Source organism: Halorubrum yunnanense, from assembly GCF_026586675.1.
GTDB classification, from domain to species: Archaea; Halobacteriota; Halobacteria; order Halobacteriales; family Haloferacaceae; genus Halorubrum; species Halorubrum yunnanense.
The window spans coordinates 16855-29959 of record NZ_JAODIX010000049.1 but is presented as its reverse complement, the minus strand read 5'-3'; the positions used below and the strand labels follow the sequence as shown (position 1 = coordinate 29959).

At 70.7% G+C, this 13105-nt stretch carries 12 protein-coding genes and 1 pseudogene; 3 read left to right on the top strand and 10 right to left on the bottom strand.

What is annotated here, in order from left to right:
• The first annotated feature begins 198 nt into the window (after positions 1 to 198).
• Positions 199 to 675, top strand: a complete 477-nt coding sequence (locus tag N5096_RS11745; RefSeq protein WP_267664929.1) for a DUF7382 domain-containing protein — start codon at positions 199 to 201, stop codon at positions 673 to 675.
• A 39-nt stretch (positions 676 to 714) separates the two neighbouring features.
• Here N5096_RS11745 and N5096_RS11740 read toward each other — a convergent pair whose 3' ends face one another.
• From N5096_RS11740 to N5096_RS11705, 8 genes and pseudogenes are all read right to left on the bottom strand, one after another.
• The gene (locus N5096_RS11740) at positions 715 to 1491 is read right to left on the bottom strand and encodes a protein-L-isoaspartate O-methyltransferase family protein (protein ID WP_267664928.1); all 777 of its coding nucleotides are present in this window, start codon (positions 1489 to 1491) and stop codon (positions 715 to 717) included.
• 58 nt (positions 1492 to 1549) lie between these two features.
• Positions 1550 to 2242: a protein-L-isoaspartate(D-aspartate) O-methyltransferase gene (locus N5096_RS11735; RefSeq protein WP_267664927.1), complete on the bottom strand. Its 693-nt coding sequence runs from the start codon at positions 2240 to 2242 to the stop codon at positions 1550 to 1552.
• A gap of 89 nt (positions 2243 to 2331) precedes the next feature.
• On the bottom strand, positions 2332 to 2472 hold the full coding sequence (locus tag N5096_RS11730) for a hypothetical protein (RefSeq protein ID WP_267664926.1): 141 nt from the start codon (positions 2470 to 2472) through the stop codon (positions 2332 to 2334).
• A gap of 62 nt (positions 2473 to 2534) precedes the next feature.
• Positions 2535 to 3020, bottom strand: a complete 486-nt coding sequence (locus tag N5096_RS11725; RefSeq protein ID WP_267664925.1) for an Hsp20/alpha crystallin family protein — start codon at positions 3018 to 3020, stop codon at positions 2535 to 2537.
• 88 nt (positions 3021 to 3108) lie between these two features.
• Positions 3109 to 4617 carry a stage II sporulation protein M gene (locus tag N5096_RS11720; protein WP_267664923.1) on the bottom strand — a complete coding sequence of 503 codons (1509 nt, stop codon included), beginning with the start codon at positions 4615 to 4617 and terminating at the stop codon, positions 3109 to 3111.
• 82 nt (positions 4618 to 4699) lie between these two features.
• Positions 4700 to 6121 carry an MATE family efflux transporter gene (locus N5096_RS11715; protein WP_267664921.1) on the bottom strand — a complete coding sequence of 474 codons (1422 nt, stop codon included), beginning with the start codon at positions 6119 to 6121 and terminating at the stop codon, positions 4700 to 4702.
• Positions 6122 to 6150: 29 nt separating this feature from the next.
• Positions 6151 to 7227, bottom strand: coding sequence for an ATP-binding protein (locus N5096_RS11710; RefSeq protein WP_267664919.1), 1077 nt, complete (start codon positions 7225 to 7227; stop codon positions 6151 to 6153).
• 54 nt (positions 7228 to 7281) lie between these two features.
• Positions 7282 to 7920: pseudogene (locus N5096_RS11705) on the bottom strand (IS6 family transposase).
• Between the two features lie 92 nt (positions 7921 to 8012).
• On the opposite strand from N5096_RS11705, the gene N5096_RS11700 reads away from it, so the two are divergent.
• On the top strand, positions 8013 to 8435 hold the full coding sequence (locus N5096_RS11700; protein WP_267664917.1) for a gamma-glutamylcyclotransferase family protein: 423 nt from the start codon (positions 8013 to 8015) through the stop codon (positions 8433 to 8435).
• 250 nt (positions 8436 to 8685) lie between these two features.
• Positions 8686 to 9897, top strand: coding sequence for a threonine ammonia-lyase (gene ilvA / locus N5096_RS11695; RefSeq protein ID WP_267664915.1), 1212 nt, complete (start codon positions 8686 to 8688; stop codon positions 9895 to 9897).
• Positions 9898 to 10377: 480 nt separating this feature from the next.
• Here the strand turns inward: ilvA and N5096_RS11690 are convergent, their stop codons facing one another.
• Both N5096_RS11690 and N5096_RS11685 read right to left on the bottom strand, forming a co-directional pair.
• Entirely contained in the window at positions 10378 to 11448 is a 1071-nt protein-coding gene (locus N5096_RS11690) for an NAD(P)/FAD-dependent oxidoreductase (RefSeq protein WP_267664913.1), read from the bottom strand.
• A gap of 152 nt (positions 11449 to 11600) precedes the next feature.
• On the bottom strand, positions 11601 to 13037 hold the full coding sequence (locus N5096_RS11685) for a DHH family phosphoesterase (protein ID WP_267664911.1): 1437 nt from the start codon (positions 13035 to 13037) through the stop codon (positions 11601 to 11603).
• Between the last annotated feature and the right edge of the window lie 68 nt (positions 13038 to 13105).

Below are 13105 nucleotides of genomic sequence, written 5' to 3'. Positions count from 1 at the left end.
TTCGATTTCCTCGGCTTCACCCTTCTAAACCCGTGATATTGGCTGATAAGATCGCTCTTCAACAGAGCACTCAAAACTGGCTCGAAGCCTTCGCCGTCTACCACAATTCACGCCAAACTTAACGCGACCGGAGAAACCCGCCGGAGACGCCTCCGTCGGTGCGATCGTTTATGAGTGATACCGCGGCCAGCGGGGCGTATGTCCGACCCGAAGCGCGACGGACGCACCGCGAACCGCCGATCGTTCCGCACGGACAGCCGCGCAATCGAGGGATTACCCGTCAGGCTGGTGATCGCCCTCGTCGTCGGCGTCGCCAGCCTCAGCGTGATGATGGGAATGATCGGGGACATCGAGGGCCTCGCCGCGACAGAGGTGGATGCGGAGCCGCAACCGGAGGTGACGACGCCCGGCGAGCAGTCCATCGACGTCTCCGTCATCGATCCCGACGGCGCCCGGGTCGCCGACGCGACGGTGCTCGTCCGCAGCGGGTCGGCGCAGATCGACGGGGTCGCGACGGCAGAGACGAACGAGGAGGGCGTCGCGGCGGTCAACGTCGCGCCCGAGCTCGGACCGAACCAGCCGGACGGCACGCTCACGGTGGAGGTCAAGCCGCCGGCCGAAGGCGACTACGTCGACGAGCGGGAGAACACGGCGGTTCTGGTCGTGGAGGAGTGACGGAGCGGGAGGGCAGAAGGGTCGCCGCGGGGGGCGCAGTCAGAGCCGGTCGTCCCAGTCGATCCACTCCTGCTCCCAGCCGTGCCGCGCGAAGTGCCCCTGTTCGGCTCGCTCCGCGTCCTCGCGGCGGGTGCGATTCCGCTCCACACCGCGTTGCTCCCCGTCGACGAGCATCGGCTGGAGACGGGTCGGACCGGCGGTCTCGACGGTGCGGAACCCGGTCGGGGCGTCATCGTCGTCCGGTTCCGCTCCGGCGTCGGGCGCCGCCTCGATCGCCGCGACGGTCTGGACCGCGTTCCCCCGCGGGTAGACGAGCCGCCCGCCGTCGGCGAGCTGCTCTCTGAGAGCACGTGGGGGTTCGAGGACTGCCGTCTCCAGGAGGATCCGGTCGTAGGGCGCGTACTCCGGCAGCCCGTTGGCGCCGTCTCGGCGGTCGACGAGGACGGCGTCGTAGCCCGCCGCAGAGAGGTTCGAGCGCGCTATCGAGACGGCCTCGCGGTCGATGTCGACCGCGTGAACGTGCCTCGCGCCCGCGATCTCGGCGAGCATCGCCACCGAGTAGCCGACGCCGGCGCCGACCACGAGGACGTCGTCGCCCTCGGCGGCGTCCAGCGCGGTGATCAGGCGGACCGCCGTCGCCGGGGCGAGAACACGGGTCCCGGCCTCGTCGCTCGCGCTGTTCGCGTACGGGGAGTCGTCGACGAACGTTTCTCGCGGAATTCGCTGGAGGGCCGTCAGCACGGCGGCGCCGAGCGGCTCGCCGAGTTCGTGTTCGAGCCCCTCGATCATGTCGGCCCGCAGCGACGCCTCATCCATGGCTGGACTCGGTGCTCGGTCGCCTAAAACCGCTCGTTCGCCGCGGCACCGGGAGCCGTCAGCGCATCGGCACGAACCGGACGCCGCCGTGGTCCTCGCGGTCGACGCCGTCCTCGCGGACCGTCAGGCGCACCAGCCGCTGACCGCCCCGGGCGAGGAGTCCGTCGTCTTCGACCGGGGCGACGATCCGGCCGCCGGTCCGGACCTGATCGACGATCGGGTCGGGAACGCCACCGGTCGGTGCGCACGCCACGGACGCCGCGTCGAACGGCGCCTCGTCGGGGAACGCCTCGCGGCCGTCACCGGCTCGCACGGTCACCTCGTACCCGAGGCGGTCGAGACGCTCGCGGGCGGCGGCGGCGAGTTCGGGGACGTACTCCGCACTGTAGACGGTTCCCGGCCCGACGAGCTCGACGAGCACGGCGGCGTGGTAGCCGCAGCCGGTGCCGACTTCGAGGACGCGGTCGCCGCGGTCCGGATCGAGGAGGTCTGCCATCACCGCGACCATGTGCGGCGCGCTGATCGTCTGGTCGTGACCGATGGGGAGCGGGCGGTCGGCGTAGGCGCGGGAGCGCCGTTCCTCGGGAACGAACTCGTGTCGCGGCACGGCCTGGATGGCCGACAGCGTGCGCTCGCTCGCGTCGAGGCGCTCGCGGAGTTCGCCGACGAGCCCTCGGCGGGCGGCCGCGAAGTCCGAACGCTCCTCGCGCTCCGGATCGCCCCTGGAGTTCGGTCCGTTCGGGTCGTCCATGCGTAGTTCTAGCAAGGGCACGGTAGAGAAAGTGTCGGCGGCGACGCCGAGAAGCGAGCGCAGTAGAAAACGGGGGGCGCGCCGAACCGCTACTCCACGTCGATCCGGTGGCTTTCGAGGGCGTCGTCGACGTCGATGGTCCGGGCGCCTCGGCCCCACGCCCGATCGACGTCGAACGGGTTGCGGCCGACGAACTGCTCGACCTCGTCGAAGAGGGTGTGTCCGTTCATAGCAATTATCTCGCGGCACGGACGGCGAGGAGATCGAGGCGGGCCCGAGGAGAACCGGTGGCTCAGCTCACGTCGATGCTGTGGCCGCCGCCGCTCTCCGACCGCTTCGGCAGCGTGACGGTGAGAACCCCGTTCTCGTAGGAGGCGGTCGCGCCGTCGCGCTCCACCGGCTCGACGAGCGGGACCCGTCGCGAGACGGACCGCGACCGGCGCTCGTGGCGGTGATACCGCACGTTCGAGTCGCCCGCGTCATCGCTCTCCGCGTCGTCGCCGTCCGCGACTTCGGCCTCGTGCTCCGCCTCGCGGGCCGCCGCGATCGACAGCGACTCCTCGCGCAGCTCGACGTCGATGTCGTCTTCCTCGAAGCCCGGGAGGTCGGCGAGGACCGTGATCGAATCCTCGTCTTCGATCACGTCGACGTCGACGTCTCGAGCGCCGGGGAATTGGGGGCCGCCGGGCGTGTCGAGCGTGCCGCCGAGGTCCTCGAACTCCCGGCCCATCCGTTCGAGCAGTTCCTCGATCTCGTCGAAGGGATCGCGTCGTGTCATACGGGTCAGGATTCGCGGCGGAGCGACTTGAACGTACGGGCGGGGACAGGGCCAACGAGGGCAGGTTCCGAGCGTCCGGCACCGGGAGTTAGAGGAACGGCCGCCAGTAGTACGGACTCACGAACCCCTCGACGAACGCGGCGACGGCGACCAACACCCCGACGCCGATCAACACCCAGAACGCGCCTTCCAGCGCGTCGGCGAACTCGTCGCGGGAGCGGTGCCCGCGGAGGGTCCGCCACGAGACGCTCCCGAGGTGGATCCCGAGGGCCCCGGAGACGAACAGCGCCGGGATCTCGAGGATCCCGTGAGGGACGACGAACGCCGCGAGCGCGACGAGGTTCTCCTCGAGCGCGGCCGTGGCGCCGAGCGCGAACCCGTTGAACGCGACCGACGAGAGCGCCGGCACCGCGAGGGCGACCCCCGAGAGCGACGTCGCGATCGCGACCGACCAGTTGTTGCCGAAGAAGTTGAGCGCCGCCACGGGCGGGATGTGACCGACGAGACGCCCCTCGATAGAGGTCGTGATCGCGCCGACGAACGGGTCGACGGCGAGCCATCCGAGCGCCCCGAACCCGACGCCGACGCCGACGGCGAGCGCGTGCAGGCCCGGCGTCCGGCGGACGAACGCGGTCATCTCGCGCCACCCGCGGCGGACGCCCCCGGACAGCTGCGCGCGGAGGCTCGCCTCGGGCGAGTGGAGGGGGTCGACGGACCCGCGGTGGTCGCCGTAGAGGAGGGTCTTGAGCAGGTCGAGCGCGGGCGCGGCGACGACCGCGCTGACGAGCGCGACTACGGCGCCGCCGCCGAGGAACGCCAGCGCCGAAGCGGCCGAGGAGATCGCGACGAGGACCCCGACAGCGACGACGAGGTACGCGGCGGCGTCCGCCGGGTTCGACCGAACGAACTCGCCCGCCCCCTCCACGGCGGCGATCGCGCCCGCGTCGTCGACGACGACGGCGGCGGGAGCGAACGCGAAGACGGTCCGGACGAGCAGGAGCGCGACGAGTCCGACGAGCAGGACGAGCAGGGCGGCCGCGGCCCCGAGGAACGGGTTGACGACGAACGCGGCGCTGATCGCGATCCCACCGAGGAGGAAGACGGCGAGCCAACAGAGGAGCTCGGCGACGTAGACGCCGAGGAACGTGAGCCAGCGGTCCCGAACGCCGGCGATGCCCGCGGTGAGCCCGCGTTCGCTCCGGAGCCGGGCGACGACGGCGGACATCTGGCCGGCCGAGACCGCGGCGTAGGTCAGGATCGCGATCGTCGCGGTCGCCGCCGTGCCGGCCAGAACGAGGGCGATCGCGGTCGGCGACGTGAGGGGTTCGAGCGCCGGGGCGAGCGACTCGCTCCACGCCCGCAGCGCCTCGGGGTCCTGCGTGTCAGGCGGCGTCAAGTCGAGTCCCGCGAGCGACTCGCGGGCGGTCGCGAGCCGACCCGTGAGCTCGAAGTGGAGGTAGACGCCGGCGAGGGCGGTGAACAGCCCGACCCGAGCGATGACGGGGACCGCCGTTCCGAGGAGGTAGAACGGGATCAGGTCAGCGGGGCGCCGCCGGAGGGTGGAGGCCGTGGCGGTGACGGCGGATGACAGATCCATGCGGAACGGTTGGGTCGTCCGACACTTAACGGTCGCCGTGTCGCGGGTCCGTGCGGCGCGCGGTCGGTCAGCGCGTCCGGAGTCAGTCCGTCGCCGCCTCCTCGGCCTCATCAACCTCGGCGTCGGGCTGGCTACCGCGCGCCGCCATCAACTCCGCGGCCCGTCCGGCCCAGCCGGAGTACCGGAAGCCGGCGATGACAACGAGCGCCATCCACGCGTACGCGAGCGAGACGCCGACGTACGCGCCGGTCGGGCCGAGGCCTGCCGTCCGACCGAGCAGCCACGAGGCACCGAGAAACAGCCCGAACATCCCCGACACCCTCGCGACCAGCGGGATCCGCGTCTCGCTCGCGCCCTGCAGCGAGCCGGAGAGCGCGGAGAAGCACGCGAGCGCGGCCCCGGCGACCCCGTAGACGCGAGCGAACTCGACGGCGTAGCGGATCGTCGGCGCGTCGTCGGTGAACAGGGGGACGAGGCGCGGCGCCGCGGCGACGAGTCCGACGCCGATCGCCCCGACCGTGAGCACGCCGAGCCCGGCGACCGCCCACCCGTTGAACCGGGCCTCGTCCGGGTCGCCGGCGCCGAGTGCCTGCCCGACGAGCACCGAGGCGGCCACGTTGTACCCCCGAGAGAGGGGCCCGGTCACCTGCTGGTAGGCCCGCCGGCCGATCTGGAAGCCGGCGTTGACCGCCTCGCCGAAGCCCAGGAGGAGGGCGTTGAACGGGAACTCGGCGAGCTCCGAGCCGAACCCCTCGGCCACCCGCGGCGCGCTCACGCGGAGGAGCTGGCCGGCGATCGTGAGGTCGCGGGGGCGCGCGAAGTCCGCCTCCGTCCATGGGCCCCAGATCGCGAGACAGAGGAGGCCCGCGGTGAGCACGTTTGCGCCCGCGGTCGCCAGCCCGACGCCGACGACCTCGAGCCGCGGGAGCCCGAACAGCCCGAGCCCGAGCGCGACGGAGCCGGCGATGTTGAGCGTGTTGGCGGCGACGTTGACGTACATCGGCGTCCGGGTGTCCCCCGTCCCCTGCAGCGCGCGGGCGCCGACGAGCGCGACGTGACGGGCTGGCGCGGTCGCGAAGACGATGGCGAGGTACGTCGAGCCGAGAGCGACGACCTCCGGCGCGGTCCCCTCGCCGACCAGCCGCCCGAAGGCGTCGATCGCGAGCTCGCCGAACCGGAGGCCGAAGAGCGCGAACGGGAGCCCGGCGATCGCGCCGATCAGGATCGCCTGCGTCACCGCCTCGTCGCGGTTCCCGGTCGCGTCAGCCCCCGTGTCCTGCGAGGAGAGCGCGATCGCGCCGCCCCCGAGGCCGAGGCCGATCCGGAGCGGGAACCTGGCGTAGAGGTCGGCGAGGCCGACGGCGACGACCGCGGCCGGCGAAAACAGCGCGGTGACGAGCACGTCGGTCGTCCGCATCGCGGTGCGGAACGTCTGTTCGGCCATGACGGGCCACGCGAGCGCGAAGACGCGCCGCCAGACGTCGCGCAGCCGCGGGAGGTCCATGTGTCACGCGAGAGGGCCGTACGCGGCTTTTACGTGTCGGAGGCGGTCGAGGTCGCCGATTGACCGTCCCCCGGCGTCGGCTCCCGGCGCGGGAGCGTGACCTCGAACAGAGCGCCCCCGAGTTCGGAGTCGGCGACCGAGACGCGTCCGCCGTAGGCGTCGACGAGCGCGTCGACGATCTGGAGCCCGCCAACGTCGTTCTCGGCGTCGAAGAGCGCGTCGCGTTTGCCCGGCGGGATCCCGGGACCATCGTCGGCGACGGCGAGGGTGACCGTCTCGGGGCCGACGCGGACGGCGACGCGGACGAGCGCCCCCGGCCCGGCGTGTTCGACGGCGTTTTCGACGAGGTTGTCCACGACCGACCGGAGGCCGTCGGTGGCCTCGACGGGCGCCGGCTCGTCGAGGTCGGCCTCGACGGTGACGTCCCGCGCGCGGTCGACGTCGTCAAGGGCTTCACGCGCCGTGTTCGCGAGGTCCATCGGTCGGAGCGTCGCGTCGCCGAGGAGGGTGTCCGCGATCCCGCTCGTCGCCTCGATCCGGTCGAGCCCCTCCTGTGCCTTGCGGGAGATGACCGCTCGGTGGTCGGGGTCGCCAGCGTCGCCGTCGAGGTCGGCGTACCCCTGGATCGTCGCGAGGTCGTTGCGGAGGTCGTGACGCAGCAGGTGGTTGACGAACGACACCGCCCGGGTCGCCTCCCGGGCGCGGCGGGCCTCCGACGCCTGCCGCACGGCGTAGTACCCGGCGACGGCGCCCGCGAGCGCGCCGGAGTCCGCGGAGACCAAGAGCGGGAACGCCGGCTCGACGAGGGACCGCCCCTCGAAGACGCGGACGAGCAGCGTCGCGCCGAGCCCCGCGAGGGCCGTGACCGAGCCGGCGACCGTCCACAGCGCGACCCGCCACTCCCCGCGACGCGAGAGGCCGGCTCTCGAGAGTCGCCGACCCGCGTAGATCACCGCGAGCGCGAACCCGCCGTCGAGCGCCAGGGCGAGCGCCGGACCGACCGAGCCCGAAACGGTGCCGAGCTCGGTCCAGTGGTGGACCGCCGCCGCGGCGAGGAGCGCGGTCCCGAGTCCGGAGACGACGAGGTGGCCGGGGGGGCGTTGCATGCCCCCACCCAGAGCGGCGGCGATCAAAACCTTTGGGCCGAAGGCGGGGTCGCGTTAAGTTTGGCGTGAATTGTGGTAGACGGCGACGGCTTCGAGCCAATTTTGAGCTGTCTCTAGCGCGATATTGCTGAAACTATTCGCAAACGATGATGTTCGTCGTTCTATTTCTCAAAAGACACGTTCGATAGCATTCCGATTTCCATGTTGAATGACTTGAAATCGATAGCCGTCTTCAGCGAGAACTGATCCGAGATAGTCTGCGTCATCGACGAGAAATTCCACGCTATCGAGCTGATAGCGCCGGTGGAGCTCGGTGAGAAACCATCGCGTCGTCTGTTTATTTGCGGTCGGATAGAGACTCACGTGAAGGATCTCGTTCGTCTGCGGATCAACCGCGCCGTACAGCCAGAACTTCTGGCCGTGGAGGCGGATCATCTTTTCGTCAACCGCGAGTTGATCTTCGGAGACGGTCGAGATCGGCTGTAGTTCGGCCTTATGAACCCAGTTATGGATCGCAACGTGACTCCGCTTGATCCCAAACAGTTCAAGATGCTTACTTACCTCTCGCAATGACATACCGGCCAAGTGACAGCGGATCCCTACTTCAATCGCCCATCGCGGCGTTCGATCTCGCTCCACAAACGACAAGTCGATCCACGCGATACGTTCGCTGAGGCGCTCGGTTTCGGCCATAGACACTCTGAAGTCGAGCGCCTCATCCTCTAACTTAACGCGACGGAAGGCGGCGCCCGAAGCTTCAAGCGTGCGAACTACCCACACGGATTATGGACGTGTTCGTGTACGGGACGCTGACCGAGCCCGACCGCGTCGCCGGGGTGCTGGACTCGTTCGTCTTCGTCGGTCCGGCGACCCTGACGGGGCTCCGTCTCGTCGAGGGGCGGTACCCGACGCTCGCGCCGGGCGGGGAGACCGGCGGTCGGCTCCTCCGAACGGACGAGACGACCGCGCTCGACGAGTACGAGGGCGTCGGAGACGGGTTGTACCACCGGGCGAGCGTCCCCCTCGAAGCGCCGGAGGAGCATCCGGACCGGGCCGCCGTCTACGTGGGCGACCCCGACCGCCTCAACGCGGACGCGGCGTGGCCGGACGGTCCCTCGGGTCCCGACGGTGAGTTCGGCGAGCGAGTCGCGGCGTACCTCGAACGGGCCGACGTGCGGGTGCAGCTGACCCCCGAAAAAAGCGTCTGACAGAGAGATGACAGCGCTGCGGTCCTGCGGTTCCACTTTCGCTCCGCTAGCCCCACCTTTTTGTATTCAGACCGTCTGCGTACAGGTGCACGTCACACGCGTGCATTCCCCCCTTTCACGCACGGCGAGCCGGTCGCTCGCCAATCGCGTTCCCGTTCGACCCGGAGCGCCCGGTCCGTCGCGCGACCGGGACCCGCGAGAGACGAGCCGGACCGGAACCGATTAGCGGTCGGCGCGGCGACGGGGACGCATGCTATCCCTCTCCGACGTCCGCGAGGCGCGCGAGCGCGTCGACGGGGCGGCGCGTCACACGCCCCTGGAGCGGTCGCGGACCTTCTCCGAGATGAGCGGGGCAGACGTCCACCTCAAGCTGGAGAATCTCCAGCGCACCGGCGCGTTCAAGATCCGCGGCGCGATGAACCGGATCGCGACCCTCTCCGAGGCAGAGCGCGAGGCCGGCGTCGTCACCGCGAGCGCGGGGAACCACGCGCAGGGGGTCGCGCTCGCGGCCCAGCGCGCGGGCGTCGACGCCACCGTCGTGATGCCGAAGTTCGCGCCCGTCTCGAAGGTGAAGGCCACCCGCGGGTACGGCGCGAGCGTCAGGCTGGAGGGTGTCGACTACGACGAGGCGCAGGCGTACGCCCACGAGCTGGAGCGCGAGGAGGACCGGACGTACGTGCACGCCTTCAACGACTCGGTGGTGATGGCCGGACAGGGGACGCTCGGCCTGGAGATCGTCGACGACTGTTCCGAGCTCGACACGGTCGTCGTCCCGATCGGCGGCGGCGGCCTCATCTCGGGCGTCGCCGTCGCGGTCAAAGAGCAGCTCCCCGACGTGCGCGTCGTCGGGGTACAGGCCGAGGGCGCGGCGTCGGCCGCCAAGTCCCTGGCGGCGGGCGAGGTCCGCGAGATCGACCGCGTCGACACGATCGCCGACGGGATCGCTACGCGGGCGGTCGGCGAGGAGACCCTCGAGGTCATGGCGGCGTACGTCGACGAGGTCGTCACCGTCGACGACCGCGAGATCGCCTTAGCCCTCACGCTCCTCCTCGAACGCTCGAAGACGCTCGTGGAGGGCGCCGGCGCGGTGTCGCTCGCCGCCGTCCTCTCGGAGGCGTTCGAGTACGACGACGGCGAGACGGTCGTCGCCGCGCTCTGCGGCGGGAACATCGACCTCAACCGCCTCGGCACCGTGATCCGGCGCGGACTGGTCCAGATGGGACGGTACCTCAAGATCACGATCGATTTAAAAGACCGACCGGGCGAACTGGAGCGCGTCTCCAGCATCGTCGCCCGCACCGGCGCGAACGTGTACGCGGTCCACCACGACCGCACCTCGCGCGACGTCGCCGTCAACGCCGCCGAGCTCGAGCTCGAGCTGGAGACCGACGACGCCGAACACGCCGCCGACATCGTCGACGCGCTCGAAGCCGACGGGTACGTGGTCGAGATCGAGTCGTGAAGCGCACAGTGACTGTTTATAAATAAACTGCGGTGGCGCGTGCCGACGAGCGGCCGCCCCTGCCGGCCGCGAGCAGCACGCGCGAGGGACGCGGTGAGCGATGCGGGCGACCGCAGGGAGCCCCGAGCGAACCGCGAGGCTGGGGAGGCGTGAGGCGCGGGTGCTGTGCGGTCGGGTGGGACTCAAAGGGGCAGTCGCGAGGGCGGCGCAGGCGATGTAAGCACCGCAGTGAGTGAGCGAAGCGAACGAGCGAGGAGCACAGCGAGCGTGCGTCGCCCTCGCGGCTGGGGCTTTGGCGGTGTTCACCGCCGACCTGCGAACAACGATTTATAACCGAGCGACTGGGGCTTTGGCGGTGTTCGTTGCCGATTCACACCCGATCATTTATAAGTAAACGGTCGGTCCGCGGTCAACCAGTCGTCAAGCGCCGAAACCGGGACCGAACGCTATTTTATGAGGTGCCGCAGGATGTCCCGAGTATCAGTCGTCCGCGGCCGCGGCGTCGACCTCGCTCTCATAAAGCTCGCCGGCGCGCTCGCGCTCGGAGAGGTAGTCGTCGGCGTCGAGCGCGGCCTGCACGCCCATCCCGCCGGCCGTGGCCGCCTGCTGGTAGTGGAAGTCGACCACGTCGCCCGCGCCGAATAACCCCTCGACGCCCGTGCGCGTCTGCCCGCCGCCGCGGCCGCCCTCGGTGAGGAGGTACCCCTCGTCGTCGGTCTCGATCCCCGTCCCCTCCAGGAAGTCGGTGTTCGGGACGTGGCCGATCGCGAAGAAGACCGCGCCCACGTCGAAGTCGTACTCGTCGACCTCGTCGGCGGTCGCCGGGTCCTCCAGCATCTCCTTGGGGTGGCCGTCCGGGTGCTCGACGAGCGTCACGCGGTCGATGCCGTCCGCCTGCGTGCCGTGGATCTCGGTGAGCTCGGTGTTGAGGAGGAGCTCGATCTCGCCGTCCGCCACCTTCTCCATCGTCCGGTCGATCCAGACGTCCTCCGCGCGGAACTCCTCGCGGCGGTGCGCGACGTACACCGTGTCCGCGAACTTCGTCAGGAAGTTCGCCTCCTCCATGGCCGCGTCGCCGCCGCCGACGACGAGCATGTCCTCGCCGCGGAAGAAGGCGCCGTCGCAGGTCGCGCAGGTGGAGAGCCCGTACCCCATCAGCTCGTCCTCACCGGGGACGCCGAGCGTCCGGGCGCTCGCGCCGGAGGCGGCGATGACGGCGTCGGCGGTGTAGACGTCGCCGCTCGTGAGCTCGACGCGGAAGTGCCCCGCGGGCTCCTTCGAGACGTCCTCGATGATCCCGTTGCGGGTCTCAGCGCCGAACTTCGTCGCCTGCGCCTTCATGTCGTTGATGAGCTGCGGCCCGGAGATCCCCTCGGGGAAGCCGGGGTAGTTCTCCACCTCGGAGGTGAGCGTGAGCTGGCCGCCCGGCTCGTCGCCCTCGATGAGCAGGGGGTCGTTGTTCGACCGCGCGGCGTAGACCGCGGCGGAGAGGCCCGCAATACCGGTGCCGGCGATTATCAGTCGGCGGTGGTCGACGATGTCCTCGGTCATGGGTACACTTTCGCCGTCGCGAAGTATGTAGGTTGCGACGTTGCGCCTTCGCCGCACGACCGGCGGACGAACACGACCGGCGGACGAACACGACCGGCGGACGATCGCCTGTCAGACGGCGACGAGTGGGTTGTCTCCCGTCGCCTCCGCTCTCACTCCGTCGGGAACTCCGGTGGCTCCCCCGTGGGTTGGGTCGGCGCGTCGTCGAGCGCCTCGAAGAAGCGCCCGGAGACGAACGTCTCGACGACCTCCGCCATCGACTCCGCCTCCGAGACCTCCTCTAAGATGCCGAGGGGCACCTGCGCGCCCGCCATCGTGGCGTGGCCGCCGGCGGAGCCGACGGGGTCGAGCGCCTCGCGGAGCAGCTCGCCCACGTCGAGGTCCGCGCCGCGGGAGCGCGCGGAGCCGTATATCACCCCGTTCGTGTAACCGTAGACGAACGTGACCGCGATCCCGTCCAGGTCGAGGAGTCGCTCGGACGCCTGCGCCAGGGTGTCGCGGTCGGTGATCTCGCCGACGCAGGAGGCGACCGTCGACCCCCGCACGTCCCGCCCCTCGATGGCGTTCGCGAGCACCCGGAGCGTCTCCTGGCTGACGCTCGGGCTCTCGACGCGTTCGAGCGTCGACTCGTCGACGAGCGGCGACAGCGACGCCGCGGCCTCGAAGTCCGGGATCGACGTCGACCGGGTGAAGTCCTTCGTGTCGATCCGGATCCCGTACAGCAGGGCCGTGGCGAGCTCCCGGTCCGGCTCGACGCCGAGCCGCGAGAGGTACTCCTCGATCAGCGTGCTCGTCGCGCCGACGTCGGGCCGGATGTCGACGAACGAGCCCGCGACCGGCCCGCGGGGCGGGTGGTGGTCGACGACGATGTCGACGGAGTGCCCCTCGGGGAGGCTGTCGTTGATCCCCGCCCGCGAGTGGTCGACGAGCGCGACCCCGTCGTAGTCGTCGGGGTCGATCCCGTCGAACGTCGACAGCGAGAGGTCGAGCAAGTTCACCAGCGCCCGGTTCTCCTGGTGGGCGATCTCGCCGCCGTAACAGGGGTCCGCGGGGACGCCGACGACCTCCGCGACCCGCGCCAGTCCGATCGCGCTCGCGATGGCGTCCGGGTCGGGGTTATCGTGCGCGACGACGAGGAGGGGGCCGGAGAGCTCGCGCAGCGTCGACAGCAGCCGGGCCGGGAGCTCGTCGCCGTCGGCGCCGGTCGCCTCGCAGACGCGCGTGGCCATCGCCTCGACCGGGTCGACGACGCGGTCGGCGACCGCCTCTAGCGCCGACTGCTGGGCCGCGGTCGGACTCGTGCCGACGTGCGCGACGATCATCGCGTCCGGGTAGCGCTCCCGCGCGGCCTCCGCGGCAGCGACGTTGCGCTCCGGGTCGTCGCTCGCGACCAGTACGACCGCGGCGCGGTCGGGGTACGCCGACGCGTCGGTGGGGTCGGCCTCGACGGTGGCGACGTTGCGGTCGCGGAGCGTCGACGCCCATCCGGTGTCGTCGGTGATCGCGACGAGCTCGCCGCGCTCCTCGCGGGTGCGTTCGACGAGCGTGTTCCCGACCGCGCTACAGCCGAGCAGCAGACGTCGGGCCATACGGGCGCGAGGAGGTGCGAGAGGAAAACGCTGCCGTCATTCGTCGGGGGGGGCGGCGTCGTTGGGGC

Excerpts from the sequence above, each read along its gene's own strand:
- N5096_RS11715 (WP_267664921.1), bottom strand. The coding sequence starts at position 6,121 with ATGGACCTCCCGCGGCTGCGCGACGTCTGGCGGCGCGTCTTCGCGCTC.
- N5096_RS11685 (WP_267664911.1), bottom strand. The coding sequence starts at position 13,037 with ATGGCCCGACGTCTGCTGCTCGGCTGTAGCGCGGTCGGGAACACGCTC.
- N5096_RS11720 (WP_267664923.1), bottom strand. The coding sequence starts at position 4,617 with ATGGATCTGTCATCCGCCGTCACCGCCACGGCCTCCACCCTCCGGCGG.
- N5096_RS11690 (WP_267664913.1), bottom strand. The coding sequence starts at position 11,448 with ATGACCGAGGACATCGTCGACCACCGCCGACTGATAATCGCCGGCACC.
- N5096_RS11730 (WP_267664926.1), bottom strand. The coding sequence starts at position 2,472 with ATGAACGGACACACCCTCTTCGACGAGGTCGAGCAGTTCGTCGGCCGC.
- N5096_RS11725 (WP_267664925.1), bottom strand. The coding sequence starts at position 3,020 with ATGACACGACGCGATCCCTTCGACGAGATCGAGGAACTGCTCGAACGG.
- N5096_RS11735 (WP_267664927.1), bottom strand. The coding sequence starts at position 2,242 with ATGGACGACCCGAACGGACCGAACTCCAGGGGCGATCCGGAGCGCGAG.
- N5096_RS11745 (WP_267664929.1), top strand. The coding sequence starts at position 199 with ATGTCCGACCCGAAGCGCGACGGACGCACCGCGAACCGCCGATCGTTC.
- ilvA (WP_267664915.1), top strand. The coding sequence starts at position 8,686 with ATGCTATCCCTCTCCGACGTCCGCGAGGCGCGCGAGCGCGTCGACGGG.
- N5096_RS11700 (WP_267664917.1), top strand. The coding sequence starts at position 8,013 with ATGGACGTGTTCGTGTACGGGACGCTGACCGAGCCCGACCGCGTCGCC.
- N5096_RS11710 (WP_267664919.1), bottom strand. The coding sequence starts at position 7,227 with ATGCAACGCCCCCCCGGCCACCTCGTCGTCTCCGGACTCGGGACCGCG.
- N5096_RS11740 (WP_267664928.1), bottom strand. The coding sequence starts at position 1,491 with ATGGATGAGGCGTCGCTGCGGGCCGACATGATCGAGGGGCTCGAACAC.